The sequence below is a fragment of the Sorangium sp. So ce363 genome, from assembly GCF_051520435.1.
In the GTDB taxonomy this organism is placed as follows: Bacteria; Myxococcota_A; Polyangia; order Polyangiales; family Polyangiaceae; genus Sorangium; species Sorangium cellulosum_B.
Window position 1 is genome coordinate 2,088,417 of record NZ_CP150333.1, and the last position, 22,211, is coordinate 2,110,627.

General features: G+C 71.3%; 18 protein-coding genes and 1 pseudogene. 7 read left to right on the forward strand and 12 right to left on the reverse strand.

Features of this window, described 5'->3' with window-relative positions; genetic code table 11:
• Positions 1-46 precede the first annotated feature (46 nt).
• The 3 genes from WMF12_RS08110 to WMF12_RS08120 form a co-directional block, all read right to left on the reverse strand.
• Positions 47-1,900 carry a prolipoprotein diacylglyceryl transferase gene (locus WMF12_RS08110; RefSeq protein ID WP_437869842.1) on the reverse strand — a complete coding sequence of 618 codons (1,854 nt, stop codon included), beginning with the start codon at positions 1,898-1,900 and terminating at the stop codon, positions 47-49.
• Positions 1,897-3,279: a hypothetical protein gene (locus WMF12_RS08115; protein ID WP_437869843.1), complete on the reverse strand. Its 1,383-nt coding sequence runs from the start codon at positions 3,277-3,279 to the stop codon at positions 1,897-1,899. Before WMF12_RS08115 ends, WMF12_RS08110 begins: the two co-directional genes overlap by 4 nt.
• A gap of 460 nt (positions 3,280-3,739) precedes the next feature.
• Positions 3,740-4,600: an NAD(P)H-binding protein gene (locus WMF12_RS08120; RefSeq protein ID WP_437869845.1), complete on the reverse strand. Its 861-nt coding sequence runs from the start codon at positions 4,598-4,600 to the stop codon at positions 3,740-3,742.
• 173 nt (positions 4,601-4,773) lie between these two features.
• Between WMF12_RS08120 and WMF12_RS08125 the strand changes: the two genes are divergently transcribed.
• From WMF12_RS08125 to WMF12_RS08155, 7 genes and pseudogenes are all read left to right on the forward strand, one after another.
• Complete coding sequence (locus WMF12_RS08125) at positions 4,774-5,712, forward strand: LysR substrate-binding domain-containing protein (RefSeq protein WP_437869846.1); 939 nt, start codon at positions 4,774-4,776, stop codon at positions 5,710-5,712.
• Positions 5,713-5,825: 113 nt separating this feature from the next.
• The gene (locus WMF12_RS08130; protein WP_437869847.1) at positions 5,826-6,413 is read left to right on the forward strand and encodes an RICIN domain-containing protein; all 588 of its coding nucleotides are present in this window, start codon (positions 5,826-5,828) and stop codon (positions 6,411-6,413) included.
• 303 nt (positions 6,414-6,716) lie between these two features.
• Positions 6,717-7,088, forward strand: a complete 372-nt coding sequence (locus WMF12_RS08135; RefSeq protein ID WP_437869849.1) for a VOC family protein — start codon at positions 6,717-6,719, stop codon at positions 7,086-7,088.
• Between the two features lie 57 nt (positions 7,089-7,145).
• A pseudogene (locus tag WMF12_RS08140) lies at positions 7,146-7,529 on the forward strand (amidohydrolase family protein); the annotation flags it as partial.
• A 527-nt stretch (positions 7,530-8,056) separates the two neighbouring features.
• Positions 8,057-9,091, forward strand: a complete 1,035-nt coding sequence (locus WMF12_RS08145; RefSeq protein WP_437869850.1) for a DUF2278 family protein — start codon at positions 8,057-8,059, stop codon at positions 9,089-9,091.
• A gap of 322 nt (positions 9,092-9,413) precedes the next feature.
• Positions 9,414-11,750, forward strand: coding sequence for a 5'-nucleotidase C-terminal domain-containing protein (locus tag WMF12_RS08150; RefSeq protein WP_437869852.1), 2,337 nt, complete (start codon positions 9,414-9,416; stop codon positions 11,748-11,750).
• On the forward strand, positions 11,747-12,487 hold the full coding sequence (locus WMF12_RS08155; protein ID WP_437869853.1) for a tetratricopeptide repeat protein: 741 nt from the start codon (positions 11,747-11,749) through the stop codon (positions 12,485-12,487). The genes WMF12_RS08150 and WMF12_RS08155 overlap by 4 nt, the downstream gene beginning before the upstream one ends.
• A 363-nt stretch (positions 12,488-12,850) precedes the next feature.
• Here the strand turns inward: WMF12_RS08155 and WMF12_RS08160 are convergent, their stop codons facing one another.
• The 9 genes from WMF12_RS08160 to WMF12_RS08200 form a co-directional block, all read right to left on the reverse strand.
• Positions 12,851-13,000 (reverse strand): hypothetical protein, encoded by a 150-nt coding sequence (locus WMF12_RS08160; RefSeq protein ID WP_437869854.1) that lies wholly within the window; start codon positions 12,998-13,000, stop codon positions 12,851-12,853.
• A gap of 38 nt (positions 13,001-13,038) precedes the next feature.
• Entirely contained in the window at positions 13,039-14,523 is a 1,485-nt protein-coding gene (locus WMF12_RS08165) for a dihydrolipoamide acetyltransferase family protein (RefSeq protein WP_437869856.1), read from the reverse strand.
• Positions 14,524-14,526: 3 nt separating this feature from the next.
• Positions 14,527-15,501 (reverse strand): alpha-ketoacid dehydrogenase subunit beta, encoded by a 975-nt coding sequence (locus tag WMF12_RS08170; protein ID WP_437869858.1) that lies wholly within the window; start codon positions 15,499-15,501, stop codon positions 14,527-14,529.
• Between the two features lie 153 nt (positions 15,502-15,654).
• Entirely contained in the window at positions 15,655-16,845 is a 1,191-nt protein-coding gene (locus WMF12_RS08175; RefSeq protein ID WP_437745038.1) for a thiamine pyrophosphate-dependent dehydrogenase E1 component subunit alpha, read from the reverse strand.
• A gap of 203 nt (positions 16,846-17,048) precedes the next feature.
• Positions 17,049-17,618, reverse strand: coding sequence for a tellurite resistance TerB family protein (locus WMF12_RS08180; protein ID WP_437869860.1), 570 nt, complete (start codon positions 17,616-17,618; stop codon positions 17,049-17,051).
• Positions 17,619-17,884: 266 nt separating this feature from the next.
• Positions 17,885-19,027, reverse strand: coding sequence for a lipoyl synthase (gene lipA / locus WMF12_RS08185; protein ID WP_437869863.1), 1,143 nt, complete (start codon positions 19,025-19,027; stop codon positions 17,885-17,887).
• A 49-nt stretch (positions 19,028-19,076) separates the two neighbouring features.
• On the reverse strand, positions 19,077-20,222 hold the full coding sequence (gene mtnA, locus WMF12_RS08190) for an S-methyl-5-thioribose-1-phosphate isomerase (RefSeq protein WP_437745041.1): 1,146 nt from the start codon (positions 20,220-20,222) through the stop codon (positions 19,077-19,079).
• Positions 20,223-20,555, reverse strand: a complete 333-nt coding sequence (locus WMF12_RS08195; protein ID WP_437869868.1) for a hypothetical protein — start codon at positions 20,553-20,555, stop codon at positions 20,223-20,225.
• 10 nt (positions 20,556-20,565) lie between these two features.
• Positions 20,566-21,408, reverse strand: coding sequence for an SDR family oxidoreductase (locus tag WMF12_RS08200; protein WP_437869869.1), 843 nt, complete (start codon positions 21,406-21,408; stop codon positions 20,566-20,568).
• Between the last annotated feature and the right edge of the window lie 803 nt (positions 21,409-22,211).

Consider the following 22,211-nt stretch of genomic DNA (forward strand, 5'->3'; position numbering starts at 1 on the left):
GACGGGGCCTCCCGCGAGGCGCTGCCGGCAGCTCCAGCGACGGCGGTCACAGCAATCCTGCGCCGGCCCAGAGCCCGGGCTCGTACGCCACGAGCGCGTCCACGTCGTCCGAGGCGAGCACGAGGAAGCTCAGCGGAGAGAAGCCGAGGAACAGGTGCGAGGTGATCGGGAGCTGGATCCCCCACCCGAAGCGAGCGCCGAAGGCGCCCACGCTCTCGAAGTAGGGGGAGTCGAAGAAGATGCGGTGGTAGCCCGGCGTGATCCCGACCGACATCTCGACGTGCGATCCGACCCCCATCACGAGCCGGAGCGGCGCGCCGACTGCGAGCTGGTTGACGTCGGTGGTCGAGACGGTCCGGAGCTCGAGGCCGACCTCGAAGCGGCGCGTCTCGCTCAGGCGGAGGCGCGCGAGGACGTCGAGATCCACGGACATCCCGTCCTTCACCGTGAAGCGCCCCGGCACGAAGTAGCCGGAGATCCCGAGCGAGAGCGCCATCCGCCGCGCGTTGGCCTCCGCCTGATGACCCGTCGCGGGTCGCTCCGCGGCGGGCCCCGGAGACGTATCCGGGGTGCGCCTCTGCGGCTGTGCGGCAGCCGCGGGCGAGGGAGGGGGGGACGCGGGGTATCCGCCCGCCGGCGGCGGGTAGTAGGGGTAGGCCGGGGGAGGGCCACCTGCGGGCGGCGGCGGATAGGGGTAGGGCGCGGGGTACCCGCCAGAGGGCGGCGGATAGGGGTAGGGCGCGGGGTACCCGCCCGCGGGCGGCGGGTAGGGGTAGGGCGCAGGATACCCGCCCGCGGGCGGCGGCGGGTAGGGGTAGGGTGCGGGATACCCGCCCGAGGGCGGCGGGTAGGGGTAGGGCGCGGGGGGCCCGCCCGCGGGGGGCGGCGCGTACGGGTGGGGCGCTGGTGCCGGCGACGGCCTCTGAGCAGGCGCCGGAGCCGGCGCGGAACTCGCGGCCGCGGGCGTCGCTGCCTCGGGCCTTGCTGGCGCGGGCGGCGCGGGGCGAGCCGGCTGGGCCGCGGCCTCGCCCGCGGCGAGGCTCAGCGAGGCGAGCGCCACCAGCGCGGGCGCCACGGCGGCGGCGCGCCGCGCGCTGCGAGCCCGGCGCGCCAGCACGACGGCCGCCGCGAGCCCCAGCAGGAGCGCCAGCGAGACGAGCTGGCCGGTGCTGAGGCCCCCGTACACGCCGCGCCCGGCGTCCCCGCGGAGGAGCTCGATGAAGAACCGGCCCGCCGCGTAGAGCGCGAGCCATGTCCCGAACGCGCGCCCGTCCCGGTGCCCCCGGACGAGCCAGAGGGCGGCGAGCGCGCTCGCCGTCGCCCCGAGCGCCGCCTCGTAGAGCTGCGTGGGGTGCACGGGCAGGCTCGGCGCGCCGAGGGGCACCCAGCCGGCCGCCGTGTGGTCCGCCGCCGCGGGGCTGCCGGCCGGGAACCGGACGCCCAGCGCGCCCCCGGTGACGCGGCCGTAGTCGCACCCCGCGAGGAAGCACCCGGTGCGCACGCAGGCGTAGGTGAGCCCGAGCCCGGGCACGAGCCGGTCGAGGAACGGGAGCACGGCCGCGCCGCGGCGGTAGAGGACCAGGCAGGCCACGGCGACGCCGGCGATGAGGCCCCCGTAGGCCGCGCGGCCGGCGTGGAGCATCGGACCCCACGAGCCCCTCGCCAGCGCCTCGGGCGCGGCGCGCAGCGCCTCGAAGACGTAGCCGCCCAGGAGCGCGCCGACGTAGCCCGAGAGGAGCGCCCGGCCCTCCACGGCCACATCCCCCCGATCCCGGCGAACGAGCCAGAAGAACGCCGCCGCCCCGAGGAGCCCCGCGAGGGCGACCATCATGGTGTAGGTCGGCGCGAGCCACGGCGGCAGGCCGTGGCGCTCGAGCCAGAGCATCACCGCCCGGTTCACGGCCGCCTCCGGATGTGCAGCAGCATGTAACCCGCGGGCAGGAGCAGCCAGAACGCGGCGCCGAGGGGCACGGGCGCGCCCGGGAGGCCTCCTCCGGGATCGCGCCGGCCGGCGCTCAGCTTGCAGCTCGAGTTGCTGCCGGTGGATGGATCGCCGTCCTTGCAGTTCTGGTCGCAGTCGCGGCAGTTCTGGTTGCAGTCGTGGCAGTTCTGGTTGCAATCGCTGCAGTTCTGGTTGCAACCCGCGACGTCCTCGTTGCAGCTGTCGCAGCCGCCGCAGCTGCCGCAGCCGTCGCTGCTCGACGTGCCGCTCGGCGCGCTCGGGGTGACGGCCGGGACCGTCGGGCTGCCGTACTGGAGGCAGCGGTCGAGCAGGGCCATGCAGCCCTCGTCCCCGGCGAACGCCAGCGCGCCGTCGCGCCCAGCGATCGGCAGCGCGGCGCACGCGCCGCTGCCCGCGGACAGGACGCACTCCTTCACCCCGTTGATGCTCAGCAGCGCGAGGACGCAGAGCGCCTCGGCGTTCAGCGCCCCGGCGTTGACCCAGGAACACTCCGCCTGGGCGTCCGCGAACGCCGGGTCGGTGCGGTCGTGCTCGCACTGCCCGGCCACGGCGCAGGTGCATACGTCCCGCACCTCGGCGGCGCACTCCGCGACGGACGAGGGGAGGTGATAGGGGTTGAAGCGCACGGATCGCGGCTCGCTCCGGGGCCACGCGGGCATCGCGGCGCCGCCCGAGGGGGTGGGGAGCGCGGGCGCGTCCTCGGGCGAGAGGGCGCTCAGCGCGACGAGCCACGCGGCGTTGACGTACACCGTGTGATCCTGGGCGATGACGCCCGCGGGCAGGCCGGTGACGCGGACGAGGTCCTGCGCGTCCGCGCGCCGCGCGAGCTCCGCCAGGATCTCGCCCGCCCGGCCGCCGAGCGCCGCGTCCTCCAGCGGCGCGGTCTCCGGCGACGCCGGCTGACCCGCGAGGGCGGGTCGATCGAGCGGCCCTTCGGACACGTGTCCCGCCGCGAGGGAGCGGAGCACGAACCCCTCCTCGGACGGCTCGATCGCGCCGAGGACGATCGCGTCCTTCCCCACCGCGTCCCGCGACGCGTCCGCGCTGCGGAGCAGCGCGGGGACGCTCGCGATCTCCGCGCCGTCGATCGCCGTCTCGTCTCCTTGCTCGCCGTGCGCCTCCTCCAGCCGCACCGCCACGTCGCGCAGGACCTCTTCCGGCAAGGTAGCGAGGACCTCCGGCGCGGCGCTCAGCGCGTCGCGCAGCGGCAGGTCGTCGTACGGCGGTGTCTCCGCGCCGCACGCGCCGAGCGCCGGGAGCGCCAGCAACGCGACAGCACGGAGGATCGCTCTCTCGATGAAAGCCATTGTTCGCATGCCCCTCCCTCGAACCCCACCAGGCGCGCGAAGCCCGACACGGTGCGCGCTGCTCGACCGAGCGAGCGCGCATCAGGCCTGCGAGGCGCCTGCGACCACAGTACCAAAAGATCTCCCCACGAAGATCGCCGTAATTCACCGGTGAGCGATGGAGCCCTGTGTGCGAGCCGGTGCTCGGTGCAGCCGCCATGGCGTCCGCCCCGCAGGAAGGGGCCTCAGCGCTCGGCCAGATGCGACCGGCCGCGCTCGGCCCGCCGGTTCATTCACCGCACGGGCGTAATGTCGCCTGGACCACTTGCTCGCGCCGGGGGCTGTGGGAGAGGACCGTGCGCATCCGGAATGAGGGTGAAGACACCATCGTGTCCCACGGCGCGCGACGTTGACGTGGGCGAAGGTGCCGAGTCGAATCCGCCGGACCCATTGCGGTCGTGAGCGCCCCGCTGGATTGCGCCCCCGTGCCTCAGCGTGACAGGCGCGCCGTCAGGTAGTGACGCATGGACATCGGCGCTCGGCCGAGCAGGCGCTCCAGGGTCGGATCCACCGCGGCGAACTCGCGCTCTCGGCTCGCCGCGAACATGCCCAGGAAGAGGTCCGCCCGGTGTTCAGGGGCGCCGTGAGACACCATCTCTGCCCTGAACGCGTGATCGCTGACGGTCACCCGCGCGATCGAGCGCCCGGTGAGCTCCGAGGCGATCGCCGCGATGTCCGCGAGATCGAGGGCCGCGGAGGCGGTGAGCGGCGGTGTCACCCCGTCGAGGCGCGCCTCGTCGGTCAGCGCGATCACCGCCGCGTCGGCCAGGTCGCCGTGCTCTGTCCACGAGACCGGGCCGTCTTCTGGCGCGAGGAGCTTGCCCGTCTCGAGCGCCCGCTCGAGGAGCATGAGCGCGGACGCCGCATAGAACCCGTTGCGGAGCGAGGTGAAAGCGACCCCCGACCTTTGCAGCGAGGCCTCGGTGGCCGCGTGGTCGCGCATGGGCGCGAAGCGGGACGCCGGGCTCGAGCCCATGTGGCTCGTGTAGAGGACGCGGCGGGCGCCCGCCGCGCGAGCCGCCTCGAGCGCGGCTTCATGCTGGCGCACCGCGGTCTCGCCTGCGCTGTTGATGGAGACGATCAGGACATGCGAGGCGCCCTCGAAGGCGTGGCGCAGGCTCGCGGCGTCGTCGAAGGCCCCCCGGCGCACGCGGACGCCGCGCTCGGCGAGCGCGCTGGCCTGCTCCGGGTCGCGGACGCTGACGCCGAGCCGAGCGGCGGGCACGCGCTGAAGGAGCCGCTCCATGATGGCTCGGCCGAGGTGACCGTTGGCTCCAGTGACGATGATCATGACAACCTCCTCCTGCGTTCGGCGCAGCGACCCTGCGCGGTCATCCCAGGGATCACGCGGGCGCGGCGCTCCGTGCCCCGCGTGGCCCGGTGACGATGGGCTTCTTCACGTCGTCGAGCCTAGCGGCGGCCGCCGGAGCGCATTAGTGTGCCTGGAGGGAAGGGACTGTTGCCGTGGACGCACGAATCGATCTGGATCTGAACGACGCCGCGCTCCTCGTGCGCGTCGTCCGGACGCGCAGCTTCTCGGCCGCAGCCCGCGAGCGCGGCGTGCCGGTCTCCACGGTGAGCCGGCGCATCGCGCGGCTCGAGTCCGCGCTCGGTGTCCGGCTCCTCGAGCGAACCACGCGGCGGCTGGACCTGACCGAGGCCGGGCGCGCGTACTTCGGCCACGCCGAACGGGCGATCGACGACCTCACGCAAGGCACGCATCTCGTCCGCGAGCTCCAGAGTGAGCCGCGCGGACGCGTGCGGATCGTGGCGCCGATCACCCTCGGCGCCGCGGTGGCGAGCGTCGTCTGCACCTATCTCGCGAAGCACCCCCGCGTGTCGGTCGACCTCGAGATCGATTCACGGCGGGTCGACCTGCTCGCCGGGGGCTTCGACATCGCGATCGTCCCGGGCCACGTGGAAGACACCACCGACTTCGTGGCGCGAGAGCTCTGGCGGGCGACGCGGAAGCTGCTGTATGCGAGCCCGCGTTACCTCGAGGCGCGGGGCGTTCCCCAACGGATCGAGGACCTCGCGCGTCACGATTGCATCGCGGTGCACGCGACGGACGGAATGGCCACGTGGACGCTCGGGCAGGGGCGCCGGAGGCGACGCGTCGCCTTCGAGCCCCGCTTCTATGTAAGCGAGTCCTCCGCCGCCTACCGCGCGACGCTCGCGGGCATCGGCATCGCGATGCTTCCGGAGGTGTTCTGCGCCGAGGACGTGGCCGCGAAGCGCCTCGTCCGCGTCCTCAAGGGCTACGAGGCCGAGGCCGGCGGCGTCAGCCTCCTCTATCGCGCGCATCGCGCCCTGACGGCCGCCGTCCGGACCTGCATCGACCACCTCCTCGGGGAGCTGCCGGCGACCGATCCGGCGCGCGCTGGGCGCAGCCGCCGCGAGTAGGTTGCGAAACCGATGCCGATGTCGGCCGTAGCTCGACCTGACGGCGCGATCGCTCGCCTGGGCGAAGGAAGCCGCAAGGGAGGAAGCCATGATCCCGTTCCAGAGTCGGCCTGGTGTTCTCGATCTCGACGCTCGCCCTCGCCGTGGTGCAAACAGGTTGCGGGAGCCCCGACGTCGAGCCGCTCGATGACATTTCGTCGACGTCCGAGGCGCCCGCCGCGCGTACCGGGTTCATCGCCCTGACCCCGATCTCCGCGGACAGGACGCCCGTCCTCCATCACCTCGCCGGTGAGCTCCAGGCGACGTCGGCGCAGGGCGCCCTGGACTCGCTCCGCTCCGGCGCCGCCGAGCGCAGCGACCTCCATCGCCGAACGGGCGCGGTGATCGCCGACATGGCTGCCGTTCCTGGCGGTCTCGACCCTCCAGCCGACGTATCAAACCGTCTATTCCGCGCCGAGCTCGTTCAACGGCAAGGTGCCGCTCTCCGTCATGCACACCCAGGTGCTCCAAGGGATCTCACCTGCACGGGCAACCCCAACCAGAAGTTCGTCCTGCGGCCGGTGGGCGCTTATCGGTCGATCATGAACGTGAACAGCCAGAAGTGCCTGAGCGTCGAGGATGCCAGCGCCGCGGGGTATGCGCAAATCGTTCAGGAGCCCTGCAACACCGCGCTCCCCGAGCAGCTCTTCCTCCCGCGCTGAGGCGCGCGTGCCCTGGCCACATCCGCCTCTCCCTGGCCGGCCGTTCCCCTGCCGCCCTGGCCCCCGGGCACGCCTTCCCACCCCGCCTCAACCAGGATACGCTCGTGGTGCTCTTACGTTTGCGTCCAGGCCGGGACGTCTCCGTCCAAACGTGGTCGTGGGAGATCGGGCTTTTCCACCGGCCAGAGCGGCCCGCGAGCAGTGTCGTGGGTCGCCTGGAAGCGAGACCCGCTCCGGTCACTGGAGCGCGGAGGAGCACGGCGGGCCAACGATGACGAACCATTCCAATGAACGGAGAGATCGATGATCGGATATGTCACGCTGGGCACGAACGATCTGGAGCGCGCCGCTCGTTTCTACGACGCCTTGCTGGGCGGGCTGGGCGCGACGCGGCTCTTGCAGCTCGAGCGGTTGATCATCTGGGCGGTGAAGCCGAACGCGCCCGCGCTCGCCGTCGCCCTGCCCTTTGACCACCAGCCGGCCACGGTCGGCAACGGGGTGATGGTCGCGCTCGTCGTCGATAGCCCGGCCAAGGTGGACGCGCTCCACAGCAAGGCCCTGGAGCTGGGCGGCAAGGACGAGGGCGCGCCGGGGCCGCGCGGACAGAGCTTCTACGGGGGATATTTCCGCGACCTGGACGGCAACAAGCTCAACTTCTTCACCATGGTGCGCTGAGCTCCACCCGCCGGCCCGTCTTCCGCAGTCGGCCCGCGCAGCGCCGAAGAGGCCCAGCTCGCGGGCCTGTTGCAGAAGGCCCACCTCCGCGACGCCGAGGCCCTCCCCGGCGACACCGTGCTCCGCCTGGCCTCGCGGAACGGCGCGCGGGCCCTGGGCTTCGAGGCGAGCGGCGTCATCGCCCCGGGCGCCTCGGCCGACGTGATCCTCTTCGATTCCCGCCGCCCTCACCTCCGGCCTCGCAATAGCCTGGTCGGCAACCTCGTGTATTCGGCGAGGTCCAGCGACATTCGCCACTCGATCATCGCGGGCCGGCTCGTCATGAAGGACCACGAGCTCCTCACGCTCGACGAGGAGCGAATCCTCTGGGAGGCGGAGCGCCGCGCGTTCGCCATGCTGGACCGCGCCCGGGGCACGGCGCTGCGCGAGTACCACGGATAACGGGCTCCCTCCGGCCACGAGACGATTGAGGGTCGACCCCGAAGGCGAACCGCGCCGATAGCGGTCCGGCCGACCTCGGACACGGCCTCGGCGAGATCCGTCGCGGCCGAAACCGACCCGGTGATCGCGCACCGCCCGAAGCGCGCCTTGCGCGAGCGAATCGATGATGAATTTGATGTGCCTGTAAGGAGCGTGCACCTCGGCTCGGCGCCGGCCGCTCAAGAGACGACGAGGTTCCGGCGTCGGCTCCCTGGCTTTCCGCTAGCTTCCCGCAAATAGACCATTGCATGGCAGGGCGGCGAAATTTCCGAGTCCACGGCCAGTTCAGTCTTGACTCCAAAAAAAAGACGGCTTCACATGGTGTAGAACGCACCATCGCGCGTTCCATATCAACACCCGTCGGTCACCGGCCCCAAGGGGGAGCGCATGCCGGATGATCCATCACCATTCGAACCAATGAAGTAGGGTTTGATACAATCTCACAGGCGGGCACCGGCCGTGCTCAGCCGATGGATGCGGGAGGCAACATGCCGCTGAAGAGCTATGGCGTATTGAAGGGGACAGTGATCGATCGGCGTTTCGCGTCGGGAGCGAACCCGCACTACCAGATCCACGTCGTGGACGACACGATAGACTATCGCATCGCGGTGAATGTGCAGTCGCAGGACGGCTCCCAGGTCGAGTATGTCGTCAAGTCACATTTCGCGCACCCGCTGCTTCAAGGGCTCCACGAGCTGAAGCCGGGCTTTCATCCGCTGGAGAGCAAGCCAGGCGGGCTCGGGCTCGACTTCATCCGGGGGAATCTCGTGGACCGGACGGAGTTCGTTCCGTTGCCATTCTCCGCCCCAGGCCCTGACAACGACCTCAACGAGAAGCTCGATCACTACGTGCAGCGGGCGATGGCCGACGAGGCGGCGCTCCTGTACGCCTTCGGGGAGCGCTGGGGCCCGGAGAACGGGAAGAAGGACAAGATCTTCGGCTTCCTGCCCGGTAACGGCATCCACGACATCCACATGAACCAGGGCAACGACGCCCGCTTCAAGAAGGACGACGGTGTCTGGCAGGACGGCGGCCTCCTCATCCACTTCCCGCGTGGGGACCAGTGGGTCGCGATCTTCCTGAAGTTTCAGACGCAGGCGTGGCACACCGATGACCAGACAGGGCACACGCTCGACATCCCGGTATCCGGACCGCCGTCGGACGTGGCAGGTGGAGGCGGTGGGCTCCCCACGGTAGAGCAGCCCGACGGGATCGTGCGGATCGTCGCCGCCCTCGTGAACGACGCGCGCACACCCGAACGGGAGACGGTTACACTGGTGAATACGTCGAACCGGAAGATCAACCTCGCTGGCTGGTCGCTGTGCGACAAGGCCAAATCGAAGATGGCGCTCACCGGAGAGCTTCAGCCAGGTGGGCTGACGACGGTCGTCGTCCAGGCTCCGATGGTCCTCTCCAACAAGGGCGGGCTCATCACGCTGCTCAACGCGGAAGGGCTGAAGGTCGACGGCGTGTCCTATACGAAGCAGCAAGTGAGCAATCCCGGTTGGACGATCGTGTTTTGATGCCACGCGGTCGTTCGCGCGTGGCGAGCGTTAACGAGACTGTTACCAGCCGTCCATCGGATTGACGCAGCGGCGCGCGGAGGGCGGAGGGCGCGCCGTTCAAGCGTTCTTCCGCCGCATCGCCTCTCCGGTGCTGTTGACATGCCGAGCAGCTCATCGTAGCCCTTGATCCGGGCGTGCATCGGTGCGAAAACTCGACCGCCTCGACTCGATATGGCTGGTTGCGCGCGGAGAGGCATCGGCCGAAGCGGCGCTCGGAAAGGTGTTCACGATGACAGGGCGAGTCGGACGGATAGCGTCGGTTTCCTCGCTGATTCTGGCCATGACCGCGCTGACCGCGTGCGGCGATGACCAGGGCGGCACGGGCTCATCGACCTCCAGCTCCAGCTCCTCCTCCAGTTCCTCAGGCTCAGGCGGCAACGGCGGAGGCGGGTCGGGAGGCGGCGAGCAGGGGGGCGGCGGGTCGGGAGGCGGCGAGCAGGGGGGCGGCGGGTCGGGAGGCGGCGAGCAGGGGGGCGGCGGCTCGGGAGGCGGCGAGCAGGGGGGCGGCGGCTCGGGAGGCGGCGAGCAGGGGGGCGGCGGCTCGGGAGGAGCGCCCGCGACACCGAGCGGAGCCACGGCCGACCTCGCGCTGCTCGAGACCACCGATCTCCATACCAACATCCTCGGCTTCGATTACTTCAAGCTGGTCGCTGAGCCATCGATTGGCCTCGAGCGCACCGCGACCCTGATCAACCAGGCGCGAGACGAGTTCTCGAACACTCTCCTGATCGATAACGGCGACACGATCCAGGGCACCGTCCTCGCCGACTATCAAGCGCTCGTCGAGCCGATCGCGTGCGGCGAGACGCTGGCCATGTACAAGGCCATGAACCACCTCGGGTTCGACGTCGGCGGGATCGGCAATCACGAATTCAACTTCGGCCTCGCCTTTCTCTCGCAGGTGACCCACACCCCGTTCGACGTCGACGGGCTCGATCTCGCTGCGTCGGCGGACTGCGAGGGCCCTCGGTTCCCGCTGGTGAACTCCAACGTCTTCAGCCTGAAGACGAACGAGACGCTCTTCCCGAAGACCGTCCTCGTCGAGAAGACCCTCACCGCGACGGCGCCGGGCGGCGGCGCCATCGAGAGCACGGTCAAGGTCGGTTTCATCGACGTCACGCCGCCGACGATCCTGAGCTGGGACAAGAAATGGCTCGAGGGCAAGGTCTTCACGAAGGGGGTGAAGGAGGTCGCGGCCCCGCTGGTGGACGATCTCCGCTCCAGAGGGGCCGAGCTGGTCGTCGCCATCGTCCACGGCGGCCTCGACGACTCGCCGTATACGCCCACCCTCGAGAACCAGGCGTGGCACCTCGCCCAGGTGCCCGGCATCGACGCGATGCTCATGGGCCACTCGCACCAGATCTTCCCCAACCCGAGCAGCACCGTGGCGCAGTTCAGCCTGCCGGAGGTCGACAAGGACGCAGGCACGGTCGGCGGCGTCCCCGCCGTCATGGCGAATTTCTGGGGCCAGCACCTCGGTGTCATCAAGCTGGGGCTCACCCACGACGGCGAGGGCTGGACGGTCGACAAGGCGAAGACGGTCGTCGAGGCCCGGCCGATCGCCACGACCTGCAAAGGCGGGCTCCCTGAGGCGTGTGATGCGATGGAGCGCTGGCGCACGGGGGCGTCCTGCGCGTTCGCGACGCTCTGCGACGCGCAGCCGGACAAGACGAAGGTCCTCGTCGCGGCCGACGCTTCCTTCGCGCCGCTGCTCGACGCCGAGCACCAGGCGACGGTGGCCTACGTCAAGACGCCCATCGGCACGAGCGATTTCGCGATGTCGTCGATGTTCGCCGACGTGGGGGACGCCAGCGCGATCCAGATCGTGAACCAGGCCCAGGCCGACTACGTCGCCCGCTACATCGAGGAGAACCTGCCCCAGTACGCGTCGCTCCCCGTGCTCTCGGTGAGCGCGCCGTTCAAGTCCGGCTTTCAGGGTGGCAACGACTACACTGACGTGCCGGCGGGGAGCATCGCAATCAACAACGCGGCCGATCTCTACCTGTACGCGAACACGGTCCAGGCGGTGAAGGTCACCGGCGCGGACATCCTCGACTGGCTGGAGAGGGCCGCGACGCGCTTCAATCCGATCGATCCGAGCAAGACGGAGCCGCAGCCGCTCATCAACAGCGCGATGCCCGGATACAACTTCGACATGTTCACGGACAGCAGGATCACGTACGAGATCGACGTGACCCAGCCGCTCCCGCCCGCGGGGACGAAGGCCAGCGGTCGGATCAAGAACCTCCAGTGGAACGGCGAGCCCATGGATCTGGCCGCGGAGTTCATCGTGGCCACGAACAACTACCGCGCGAGCGGCGGCGGCAGCTTCCCTGGCCTCGACGGCTCGAAGACGATCTACGCCGCGCCGGACACGAACCGCGACGTGCTCATCACGTACATCAAGAAGGTCGAGAGCCTCACGCGGGCCCAGAACGGCTCTGCCCGCAGCTGGCGCTTCGCCCGGGTCACGACGATGGGCCCCGTGACCTTCACCTCGGCGCAGAACGCGCTCCCGAAGGCGGAGGCCGCCGGGCTGACCAACCTCTCGCTCGTCGCGCAGGATGACGGCAGCGGCAAGATGCTCTCGGTTTACTCCATCGACCTGAGCCGGTGAGCGCCCCGCGTCCCGTGCGGCTCGCTGTGCTTGTCGGCGGCGTCCTCGTGCTCGGCGGCGCCGCCGCCCTGTCCCTTGGAGGGCTGCGCGAGGGCGATCGTCCCGAGGCGGACCGCCCCACGGCCGCCGCGGCGCCCTCGCCGCCGTCGCGCCCCGGGGCGCCGCCCCCGAGCGGTATGGAGGCGCGGGCGCTCGGTTTTCGCCTGCTCACGCTCGCGGATCCCGGGGAGGTCCTCGCCGGGATGGATTCACTCGCGCGGGCGGCCGAGCAGGGAGACGTCGAGGCACAGGTCTCGCTCGGAAGGATCTACCTGAAGGGGCTTCCGTCGATCCCCAGGGACGCGGCGCGCGCCCGCGCCTGGCTGCTGCGGGCCGCCCCCTCCCAGCACCCGAGCGCCGCGTATTTCCTCGGCGTGATGAGCCAGAACGGCGATGGCGTGACGGCGGACCCTGCGGAGGCTGCGCGCTGGTTCGAGATCGCGGCGCGCGGAGGGTCGCCGGACGCGATGTTCCTGCTCGCCAATGCGTATCGCGCGGGCGCCGGCGTGCCGAGGAACGACAGAAGAGCCGTGGAGCTCTACGAGAGCGCCGGCGAGCGGGAGCACCCTGCGGCGCTCCAGGCGCTGGCGATGGCCTATCGCTATGGTGAGCTGGGGCTCGAACCCGACGAGGCCGAGAGCCGCCGGTACACGATGGAGGCCGAGCACGCCATCCAGCACCGCCAGGCTCCTCCGTAGGCGGCAGGTCCCCGAGGAGGCGTCACCATGGAGGTGCTCTGAGACGACCTTCGCCGGCTGGTCATCGCCGACGGGTCCCGGCAGCGCGGCGTCGACGGGCGTGCCGCTCCCCATGCAGGGCAAGAGCCGCCGTCGCCGAGCTGTCAGGTTGAAATCCCGAGAAACAGCAGATTGTTCATCGAGAGACACCAAGAATTCTCTCTCTTCCTCTCCGCCTCCCCGCCTCCCCGTCTCCCTGTTGTTTTCTCTCGGGTCCTCAACATGAACAGCGTTCCAGCGTTGCGACCAAGCCCCGCCGGAGCATCGCGAGCCCGCGCCCGACAGCCCACGCCCGGGCGGGGCGCGCTCGTCCGAGGCTCTCGCTCACCGAGCGAGCCAGGCGCCGACAGGGGCGATGACGCGCTCGCTGAACGCTTCCTTGTCCAGCGCAGCGCCGAGATCGACGCGGAGATAGCGGTAGGTGCACGGGCGCCCGCCGGCGTCGAGCTCGTGATCGTTAAGGCATGAGCGCATCGCTGCCGCGCGCGGCCGCCGCTGCGCGCAGCAGCCGCTCAGCTCATCTCCAGGAACAGCCGATCCGGATCCTCCAGGTACCCGATGATCTCGTACGCGAACGCCGCCCCCACGTGACCATCGATGATCCGGTGGTCGAACGACAGCGACACCAGCATCACCTCGCCGATCACGATCTGCCCGTCGCGCACCACCGGCTTCTGCTTCATCTGGTGGATCCCGAGGATCGCGACCTCGGGGAAGTTCAGTATCGGCGTCGCGAACAGCCCCCCTTGCTGGCCGAGCGACGTGATCGTGAACGTCGAGCCGCCGAGATCCTCCGGCTTCACCCGCCCCGACTTCGTGTCCTCGCCGAGCCGCGCGATCTCCTGCGCGATCTCCAGCACGCTCCGGCGATCCGCGTCGCGCACGACAGGCACGATGAGCCCGGCCTCGGTCGCGGACGCGATGCCGATATGATAGCTCTTCTTGACGACGATCTCCTGCGCGGCCTCGTCGAAGGCGCTGTTCAACGTCGGGTGCTTCTTCAGCGCCGCGACGACGGCCTTCACGAAGAAGGGCAGGAAGGTCAGCTTGACGCCCGCCTTCTCGGCCAGCGGCCGCAGGCGCGCGCGGCGCTCCTTCAGCGCGGAGACGTCGCACTCCTCGACGAAGGTGAAGTGCGCCGCCGTGTGCTTCGACCGCGACATCGCCTCGAAGATCCGCTTGCGCACGCCCCGCAGCGGGATGCGCTCGTCGCCCGGCGCCGAGGGCAACCCCCGTCCGCGCTCCCCCTCGGGCCGCGCCGCCCCGTGCCCCGGCTCCTCGTCCAGCTGGCCGGGCCCCGCCGCCGCCGGCCTCGGCGCCGCCTCGGGCAGCGCCGGGGCCGCCCGCCTGGGCGCCGCCTCGGGCAGCGCCGGGGCCGCCTCCTCGGGCGCCTCGAGCGCCCGCACGTCGTCCTTCGTCACGCGGCCCGCCGGGCCGGTCGGCGGCACGCGCCGCAGGTCGACCCCGAGGTCGCGCGCCAGCTTGCGCGTCGCGGGCGTCGCGAGCGGCTTCTCGTTGAAGTAGGCCGCCGTGCGCGCGCCCGCGCCGATGCTGCCGTTCGCCCACGCCGACCGCGCCGGCGCCACCAGGTTCATCCCCGGGAGGTCCTCCCGGATGTCGCCGACCGCCGTCGCCGCGGGCTCCGCAGCCCCGGACTTCGCGGCCGCCGCCGCGGGAGGCTCCGCCGGGCCGGCCTTCGCGGCGTCCTTTCGCACCCCCGCCCCCGACGCGGGCGGCGGCGCCGCCGCGGGCCGGTCGTCGAGGTCGAACACGACGAGCACCGAGTGGACCGGGACGACCCCGCCCACCTTGCCCCGCGTCTCCACGATCCGGCCCGTGCGCGGCGACGTGATCGTCACCGTCGCCTTGTCGGTCATCACCTCGACCATCGGCTGGTCCTCGGCGACCATGTCGCCCGGCGACACCAGCCAGGTCACGATCTCGCCCTCGGTGACGCCCTCGCCGATGTCCGGAAGCCTGAACTCGTACTTGCCCATGCGTCAGTACCTCGCCGTCTCCAGGATCGCCGGAAGGATACGATGGGACAGAGGGAGATACTCGTTCTCGAGGGTGTACGGGAACGGGGTGTCGAAGCCCGTGACCCGGAGCGGCGGCGCCTCCAGGTGGAGGAACGCCTTCTCGTTGACCAGCGCGACGAGCTCGCCCCCGAGGCCGCAGGTCTTCGGCGCCTCGTGCACCACGATGAACCGGCCCGTCCGCTTCACCGACTCGATCACCGTGTCGATATCGAGCGGCCACAGCGTGCGCAGGTCGATCACCTCGCACTCGACGCCCTGAGCGGCCGCCTGGTTCGCCGCGTCGAGCGCCTCGTAGAGCATCGCGCCCCAGACCACGAGCGTCACGTGCCAGCCCGGCCGGACCACCTTCGCCTGGCCGAGCGGGACCGTGTACTCGCCCTCGGGGACGTCGCCCTTCGCGGCGCGGTAGATGCGCTTCGGCTCGAAGAACAGCACCGGATCCGGGTCCCGGATCGACGAGAGCAAGAGCCCCTTCGCGTCGGCCGGGTTCGACGGGCACACGACCTTCAGGCCCGCCACGTGGACGAACTGCGCCTCGGGCGACTGCGAGTGGTAGTGCCCGCCGCGGATGCCGCCGCCGAACGGCGTCCGGATGACCAGCTTGGACGGGTACTCTCCCCCCGAGCGGTAGCGGTACTTCGCCAGCTCGGACACGATCTGGTCGTACGCGGGATAGATGAAATCGGCGAACTGGATCTCCGGGATCGGCACGAGCCCGTAGAGCGCCATCCCGATGGCCGTCCCCACGATCCCGTTCTCCGAGAGCGGCGTGTCGATCACCCGGTCGTCCCCGAACTCGTCGAACAGGCCCTGGGTCACGCGGAACACGCCGCCGACCTTGCCGACATCCTCGCCGAGCACGACGACCCGCGCGTCCCGCCGCATCTCGTGGCGTAGCGCGTCGTTGATCGCCTGGACCATGTTCATCTGAGGCATGCTCTTCGTCTCCGTCTCTCGGCCAACAGGTGGGGGTACAACCTCACCGGCGCCCCGGCCCCCCGAGGGTCCCCGCCGATCGCGGGCAGCGGCGCCACCCCCGCCGCGCCGCCGTCCGGCGAGCCGCCACGCCGACGCCGCCGTCCGCGCGGCCTAGTGGCCGCCGTGGCCCTTGGGCCTCGGGCCCGCCTTGAGCTGCTCCCGCTGCTCCACGAGGTGCCAGGGCGGCTCCGCATAGACGTCCTCGAACATCGAGTCGAGCGGCGGCGGCGGGACCTTCTCCGAGACCGCGATGCAGGCCTTGACCTCCGCGTCGACCGCCGCCTCGATCTCGCGATCCTGCGCCTCCGTCCAGCCCTGGGTGCGCTCGACGTGCCGCCGGAGCCGCGCGATCGGATCGAGCCGGCGCCACGGGTCGAGCCACGCGTCGGGGCGGTACGCCTTCGGGTCGTCGCTCGTCGAATGGCCCGACAGGCGGTACGTCATCGCCTCGATGAGCGTCGCGCCCTCGCCGCGCGAGGCGCGCGCGATCGCGTCGCGCGTCACCTTCACGACGGCGAACACGTCGTTGCCGTCGACCCGCACCCCGGGGACGCCGTAGGCGACGCCCTTGCTCGCAAACGTGTTGCTCGACGTCTGGCGCTCGGTCGGCACGCTGATCGCCCAGCCGTTGTTCCGGCAGAGGAAGATGACCGGCACCTTGAACACGCCAGCGAAGTTCAGGCCGCTGTGGAAATCCGACGAGCTCGTCGCGCCGTCGCCGAAGTAGGCCAGCGTGACGAGCTCGTCGCGCTTCAGCTTGGCGGCCCACGCGAAGCCCACGGCCTGGGTGATCTGCGTGCCGATGGGCGAGCTCACCGAGCCGAAGTGGCCCTCGCGGTAGGTGTAGTGGTCCGGCATCTGCCGCCCCTTCACCGTGTCGTTCGCGTTGCCGAACATGTTGTCGATGTACCGCTGGAGCGGCAGCCCTCGCCAGAGCGCCGCGCCGAACTCGCGGTAGCACGGGAACACCCAGTCCTGGGGCCGCGTCGCGGACACGCTGCCGAGGACCGCAGCCTCCTCACCCAGCGAGCCGATGTGGAACCCGATGCGCCCCTGGCGCTGCAGCGCCACGAGCCGCTCGTCGAGCAGGCGCGTGCGCATCATGGCCTTGTAGAGGGCGATCACCTCCGATGGCTCGAGCTTCGGATCGTGCGCGGGGTCGAGCGAGCCGTCGTCGCGCAGGACCTTGATCACGTCGTCGGCACACGTATCGAGCGGGTGCCGCGCGACGGCAGCCTGCGGCTCGAGGCTTGCCCCTGAGACGTTCGGCGGGCGGTCGGTGGAGTACGTCGCGGTGCTCATCGGTTCGCGGGACACTAACCAAAGGCGCTGCCCGAGACCAGTGCCCAGACGCGGCGTACGCTCATTCGCTTTACGCGTGACGTTGAGGTGACGTTGACTCGTCGCAGCGATCGCGCTCGGGGTTTGACTCGCCGCGGCGAGCTCGAACCCGCGCGCGCCCTGATGCGCGTCTCCCGCCGTACGCGGCGGCGCGGATGTCCACGCTAGACGTTCACGGGCTCGGCTGCCTGCGCGAGGGCCTCGTCGACGGCGGCCACGTCGAGCTTGAAGCCGCGCGCGAGCTGCTCGAGCACGCCGTGCTCCTGCGCGCTCACGCCGCCGGAGGCGTGCGCCATGGAGGCCGCCACGCGGAGCACCTCACGCTGGTGCTCGGTCCGCGCGATCGTGCGGGCGACCATGCTGATGCGCTTCTCCAGCCCGTCCTCGGCCAGCATCTCGCCGAGATCCGCGAGGAGCGCCTCGAGCTGCTTCTCGTGGACGAGGTTCTGGCAGGCGCCGGCGACGATCGCCTGGAAGCGCCCGCGCTCCTCGTCGTCGAAGTGGCCGTCGGCGTTCGCGACGAGGAACGCGGCCTCGATGATCGTCTCGAAGAGCGCCACCGCGGCGGGATCGAAGCCGGTGGGCATCGTGATGTCTTCGATGGGAGGGCGCGCGCTGTAGGCCCTCGCGGCCTGGGCCAGGATCGACGCCACGCGCACGCGGGGCGTCTCCGAGCCGAGGCGCGAGGCGCCGGGAGCGATGCCGCCGAGGCGCCTGTTGATGGGAGCGGACATCGTGGTGTTGGACCCTCCTGCCGTCCAATACGCTCGGCCAAACGCCGGGAAGCGTCAAGGCGCTTGCGCCTGCCAGCCCCGGGGCTGCGGTCCCCGCGGTGAATGCGTTCAGCCTCTCATTCAACCCGCCCCGCCCGTCCCAGAGCGGTGCTCACCCGCACAGGAGACGGGCCCAGATCGGCGTTTTCGGCGCACAGGCGCACTCCAGTGCGCCGAGCACCGAAAACGTCGAGATGGGCCCGTCTCCGAAGCGGGTGGGCGCCGCTCTAGCGGCGGACGAGGGAGGCTGCAGGGACGAGCCGCGCGGCGCTGGCCGACGCGGCCGTCGGGCCGTCGAGCGGACGGGGCTCGTCCGGATCGAGCTCTGCGGTGAGGCGGGCGGCCTCGCGGCGCGCCACGGCGAGGCGCTCCTCGAGGAGCGCCTCGATGGCCGCCGCGCCTGCGGGATCCTCGCCGGCCGGGGAGGCGCCGGAGGGCAGCGCCGCGCCGCCTCGGTCCATCAGGCTGCGGACGAAGACCTCGGCCGCCTTGTAGCTCGACCGAACGAGCGGCGCGCTGGCGGCGTAGAGGAAGCCCATCTCGAGCGCCGCGCGCTCGAACGCGGCGAACGTCTCGGGCTCGACGAAGCGCTGCACGGGCGCGTGCTTCGAGGAGGGGCGGAGGTACTGGCCGATCGTCACGATGTCGACCCCGGCCTCGCGCAGGTCGCGGAGCGCCTCCAGGACCTCGTCGTCGGTCTCGCCGATGCCGACCATGACCGAGCTCTTGGTGAGCCGCCGCGGCGCGGGAGCGCCGGCCTCCGCGGCGTCGGCGGCGAGGCGCCGCTGGCGCTCCTTCGCGCGCCGGAGCACGGCGAGCGACTGGTCGTAGCTCGACCGGACGTCGCGGATGACGCGCGTGATGCGGCGGACGACCTCGACGTTGTGGGCGAAGACGTCGGGCCCGGCGTCGACCACCATGTCGACGGCGCTCATGTGGCCCTGGAAGTCGCCGACCAGCGTCTCGATGAGCAGGTCGGGCCGGAGCGCGTGCAGGCGGCTCACCGTGCGGGCGACGTGCTCGGCGCCGCCGTCGAGCAGGTCGTCGCGGTTGACCATCGTCATCACGACGTACTGGAGCGAGAGCCGGGCGATGGCGCGGGCCACGTGCTCCGGCTCGCGCACGTCGACCGCGCCGCGGGGATCGCCCGTCGTGACCGCGCAGAAGCGGCAGCCGCGCGTGCACACGTCGCCGAGGAGCATCACCGTCGCGGTCCCCTCGCGCCAGCACTCGCCGACGTTCGGGCAGCGCGCCTCCTCGCAGACCGTGTGGAGATCGAGCTTGCGGAACGTCTCCTTGAGGTGGTGGTACGTGTCACCCCCGGGAGCGCGGACCTTGAGCCATTCAGGTTTGGGCGAGAACTGCGCCATCAGGGGTGTCCTTAGCCCATGCGGCGGGGGAGCGCGAGGGGGAGGTGCGCTAGCCGGACGGCGGCGCGGGCGGCACGGAGCGGCTGATCTCGCGCGTCGTCAGCTTGCCGCGCTCGGTGAAGACGGCCGTGACGAGCTCCGCGGGGGTGACGTCGAAGGCCGGGTGCCGGACGGGCACGCCGGGCGGGACGACGCGGCGGCCGCCGACGACGGCGAGCTCGTCGCGGCTCCGCTCCTCGATCGGGATCGACGCGCCGCTGTCGGTGGCGAGGTCGATCGTGCTCCACGGGGCGGCCACGTAGAACGGGATGCCGTGGTGGCGCGCGAGGCAGGCGAGGCCGTAGGTCCCGATCTTGTTCGCGACGTCGCCGTTCCGCGCGATGCGGTCGGCCCCGACGACGACGGCGCCGATCTCGCCCTTTTGCATGAACCACGCGGCCATCGAGTCGGAGATCACCTCGACGGGGATGCCGTCCCGCTGGAGCTCCCAGGCGGTGAGGCGGGCGCCCTGGAGGTACGGGCGGGTCTCGCACGCAAGCACGCGGAGCGCCTTGCCCTCCTCGATGGCGGCGCGGATCACGCCGAGCGCCGTGCCGTAGCCGCCGGTCGCGAGCGCGCCCGCGTTGCAGTGGGTGAGGACCGTGCCCGACTCCGGCAGGCGCGCGGCGCCGGCGCGGCCCATCTGGTGGCAGGCGGCGACGTCTTCCCGGTGGATCTCGCGGGCGAGCTCGGCGAGCTCCCGCGCGCGCTCCTCGCCGCGGCGCCCGGCGTTCTGCAGGGCCGCGGCGATCGCGCGCCGCACCGCCCACCCGAGGTTCACGGCGGTGGGCCGGGCCGAGGCGAGGTGCTCCCCCGCCGCCCGCATGGCGGCGACGTAGCTGGAGGCGCCCTCGTCGCGGGCGGCGCGCGCGGCGAGCGCCATCCCGTACGCGGCGGCGATGCCGATGGCCGGGGCGCCGCGGACCGCCATGGTCCGGATGGCCTCGGCGACGCCGGCGGAGTCGGTCACGGTGAGGTAGCGCTCGCGCTCGGGCAGCTCGCGCTGCTCGAGGAGGAACACGCGGTCGTCGCCCTGCGCCAGCTCGACGGCCGAGTAGTCGGCGCCGGAGAGGGCCGCGGCCGGCTCCCAGGGCGGCGCCGGCCGCACGCCATCGCCTGGCCTCGGTGTCTGCTCTGCTTCGAAGCTCGTGCCCATTCAGCGCCTCCCGTTCGAACGTGACGGCTCCCCTGGCGATCCGTCGTCCGGCCCCTGCGCCTCGGCGCTCGCGGCGAGCCGGCCGCGGATCTCCTCCGCGACGGTCGCGAAGTCCTCCGCCGCGTCGGCCTTGCGGCCCGCGAGGTAGGCGCGGAGCGCGTCGGCGGCGAGCAGCGCGAGGCTCGCGTTGATCCCGCGCGCCGTGAGCGCCTCGATCACGTCGCCGTTCTTGAGCAGCGTCTCCAGGTCGTCGAAGACCGCGGCGAGCTCTGGCCCGGGATCGATGCCGCCGCCGGCGGCGGGGCGCGTCTTCTTGTCGTCCTCGCGGGTCACGGGTCGCGCCTCATCGGTGTTTGGTGGTCGTCGCCTTGGGGATCGCGGTGAAGGGGAAGTGCGGCGGCTCCACGCCGGGCACGCACTGGTACTTCGAGAAATCGGTGACGCCCTCCTCACGGAGCAGGGCCTCGTCGATCCACGCCTTGCCGCGCCGTGCCGACGGCTCGCGCGAGAGCAGCGCGAGCGTCGCGTCGGCGAGGATATCCGCCTTGCGCCAGAGCTCCGGGCCGCCGAGGCCGAAGTTGATCGTGGCGAAGCTCTCGATCGCCGTCGCGGGCCAGAGGGCGTGGGCCGTGATGTTGTGCTCCGCGTACTCGCCGGCGATGGCGTCGGCGATCATCGTCATGCCGAATTTGGAGACCGCATAGGCCCCGTGGTGGGCGCAGGCCTCGGCGTCGACGGGGGGCGACATCATGATGATGTGGCCGTATTTTTGCGCGATCATCTGGGGGAGGACGGCCTGCGAGAGGGCGAACGACGCGCGCACGTTGATGCCCATGATGAGGTCGAACTTCTTCATGGGTGTGTCCACGACGTCGGCCCACCAGAGCGCGCCCGCGTTGTTGATGAGCGCGTCGATGCGCCCGAGGCGCTCGACGGCCGTGGCGACGGCGCCCCTGCAGGCCTCGTCGTCGCGGACATCGAGCTTGATGGGCAGCGCGCGGCGGCCGAGCTGCTCGACCTCGCGGGCGACGTCGTGGATCGTGCCCGGGAGGCGCGGGTTCTCGGCGACCTCCGTCTTCGCGGCGACGACGATATCCGCGCCTTCTCGCGCGCAGGCGAGGGCGACGACCCGTCCGATCCCGCGGGAAGCTCCTGTGATGAAGACAACGCGGTCCTTGAGGCGCATGGTCGGCGGTCATAGCACAGGAGCCGCCGCGGGTGCGGCCTCGCGGTTCGCAGTCGAGCGGCCGTGCTGCGGGGTCGCCGCGCTGTCATCGGGGCGTCAGGCCGTCAGGCCGTCGGGGCGCCTTTCCACCTTTCCACGAGCGCGGCAGCCGGCCTGCCGCGCGGATGAGAGGGCGCGCGCGTACGGCGGGAGGCCACATCCACCACCACCCCGCGCGTGACGCAGGGACGAGCTCTGCCGCGGACGTGAGCGGGCGAGGGCCCTCAGGCGAGCGGCGTGGCGGTGCGGCGAGGAGCGGGGGAGTCGCGCGGAATTTCATGGGCGTTCGATTGACCTGCTGCCGACATGCGGCCTGTGGCTCCCCGCGGCGCGCGTCGACGCGGGATCCACGGCGGGCGGAGGCGGAGGCTCGCAGGGTGTCGTCGCCCCCACGGGCTTCTGATCGCGGTCTGTTGTCGGACACGGACACCCACCCTTCGGACCAGGGGAGATGTTGTGTCCTGTTGGCTCCATGTCTCACACCGTCTTTGCGTGAAGAAATCCTGTGTCGTCGAGCTCCGGGGAGCTCGGTTTCATGGGTCTTGAAAAGATCCAGCGATCCGGCGGCAAATCATGCGTGCCAGAGTGTTTCGTATCTGGACATGCCAGCGGTCAGGTGACACCGTGGTGTGAGCGAATCGAAGGGAGGCGCTGCGCTGCGTGGGATCGCGCTGTGCGCTACTCCGCCCCCTGAACAACGCTGTACTGGGGTGGCCCGTCGAGGTGTCGTGTGCCCCGGCGTACGTGCTGGCGCGAGCCGCGAC